We start from the raw sequence: 1,873 nt of genomic DNA on the forward strand, positions 1-1,873 counted from the left end.
GCGTACAGCTGCCCGGAGGACTGCACGAAGGCAAGGAGCATCGCGCACAGCCCCCACGTCACCATGATGCGGGCGATCCAGCGGCGTGCGCCGAAGCGGTGCAGGGCGAGGTTGCTGGGCACCTCGAACAGCAGGTAGCCGATGAAGAACAGCCCCGAGGCCAGTCCGAACATGGTCTCCGTGAGCCCGAGGTCCTCGCTCATCGTCAGTTTGGCGAAGCCGATGTTCGTGCGGTCCAGATAGTTGACGAAGTACACGAGGCCCAGGAAGGGGATGAACCTCCGAGCGACCTTGCGCAGTGCGCTGCGGCGCAGTGTCCCGGCTTCCGTCATCGACGACTCCTCATGTCCCTGTGCTGGGTGAACGACCGTTTTGCCAGGCGAGCCCGCTCACCGTAGGCAGGCCGCTGCGGCAGGGACAGGGAGAAGTTCTCCCGCCTCGGTGGGCATCGATGGAGAAACCGTCCATGCCGAAAGGCCCTCGCACCTCACTACCGTCCGGACGGCTGCGGATCCCCGCAGATTTCTCCGGCCGGCGAAGGAGCGGAAGCGATGGAGCCAGGAAGCACCACGAGCCCGGCACGTACGGCACGTCAAGCGGTGAGAACCGCGGCTGCGGTCATGGCGGGCGCGGTCATCGGCTTGGCCTGTGCGGCGGACCCGCCCGGCGCGACCACGACGGCAGGCAGCGCAGCATCCGCAGAGGTCAAGCACACGCCACAGGTACGACGGGCCCTGGACGACGCCACCCGGGCGACCCGCACCACACCGTTCCTGCAGAACGCCCGCGTCGAGTGGTGCCGGCAGATCGAGACGGTGTCGCCGACGGGCAACCCGCCCGCGTGGATGGACCAGTTGGCCGACCGGGACACCCGATACAACGGCGAGCACATCTTTGAGAACGTCGTGTTCCTCGGCTACCCGGGCACGAGCGCCTACGCGATCAAGACGACCGAGGGCATCGTCCTCGTCGACGCGCTGTGGAACGAGTCCGACGCACGCGACGTCATCGTCCCCGGCCTGACCGCGGCGGGCCTCGACCCGAAGAACATCACGCGCATCGTCCTCACGCACGAGCACGAGGATCACTACGGCGGCGCGGCCTACCTCAAGAAGACCTACGGCGCGAAGATTGTGGCAGGCGCGGCGGGCGAGGCCTCTCTTCCGGCGACGCTGAAGCCACTCGCCCAGGCGATCTCCGGGCCGACCACACTCTCCTTCGGCTCCACGCAGATGCACCTGCTGCCCACGCCGGGGCACACACCGGGCACGGTGTCGATCACTGTGACGGTCCGGGACTTCGACGGCCGCCGGCACGTCGCAGGGATCTGGGGCGGCACGGCCCAGCCCGCCGCACTCGAAGGACGCCGGCAGATGGCCGCGTCGCTGGCCGCCTTCCGTACGGCGGCCGAGAGGCAGCACGTCGATTCCGTACTGAGTACCCATCCGTTCCTGGTCATGGGCACCCGCAACATCGACGCACTGCGTGAGCGGGGCACCCGGCGAAACCCGTTCGTCATCGGCGAGCAGGAAGTGCGACGGAACTTCGCGGTGATGACGTCGTGCGTGAAGGCCGGGGTCCTGCAAAAGCAGCGGTGAACACGCGTCAGCAGGCGCCGGGTTGGATCAGTGTCCGGCCGGCGCCAGATGTGCGCGCTCGCCCTGCGCGCCGAACAGGGCGAGCAGTTCCGCGGGCCGGCTGTCGGCGCTGCCGATCCAGTGCGGTACGCGGGTGTCGAACTCCGCCGCCTCTCCGGCCCCGAGGCTGAACTCGCGCTCGCCGAGGATGAATCTGACGTGGCCGTCGAGGACGTAGAACCACTCGTACCCCTCGTGGGTCTGCAGGTTCCTTGTGGGTGCCCGTCCTGCCGGCG

At 68.3% G+C, this 1,873-nt stretch carries 3 protein-coding genes; 1 reads left to right on the forward strand and 2 read right to left on the reverse strand.

Annotated features, from left to right (window positions below):
* Positions 1–332, reverse strand: a 332-nt coding sequence (locus ACQKIP_RS28475) for an MFS transporter (protein WP_427744495.1), incomplete at its 3' end; no start/stop codon positions are given.
* Positions 333–551: 219 nt separating this feature from the next.
* Here ACQKIP_RS28475 and ACQKIP_RS28480 point away from each other — a divergent pair.
* On the forward strand, positions 552–1,598 hold the full coding sequence (locus ACQKIP_RS28480) for an MBL fold metallo-hydrolase (protein WP_365856367.1): 1,047 nt from the start codon (positions 552–554) through the stop codon (positions 1,596–1,598).
* A 27-nt stretch (positions 1,599–1,625) separates the two neighbouring features.
* On the opposite strand, the gene ACQKIP_RS28485 is transcribed toward ACQKIP_RS28480, so the two are convergent.
* The coding region (locus ACQKIP_RS28485; RefSeq protein ID WP_427744496.1) for a cupin domain-containing protein at positions 1,626–1,873 on the reverse strand (248 nt) is incomplete at its 5' end.

This window comes from Streptomyces sp. NPDC059900, from assembly GCF_050270335.1.
GTDB lineage: Bacteria > Actinomycetota > Actinomycetes > Streptomycetales > Streptomycetaceae > Streptomyces.

Excerpts from the sequence above, each read along its gene's own strand:
- ACQKIP_RS28480 (WP_365856367.1), top strand. The coding sequence starts at position 552 with ATGGAGCCAGGAAGCACCACGAGCCCGGCACGTACGGCACGTCAAGCG.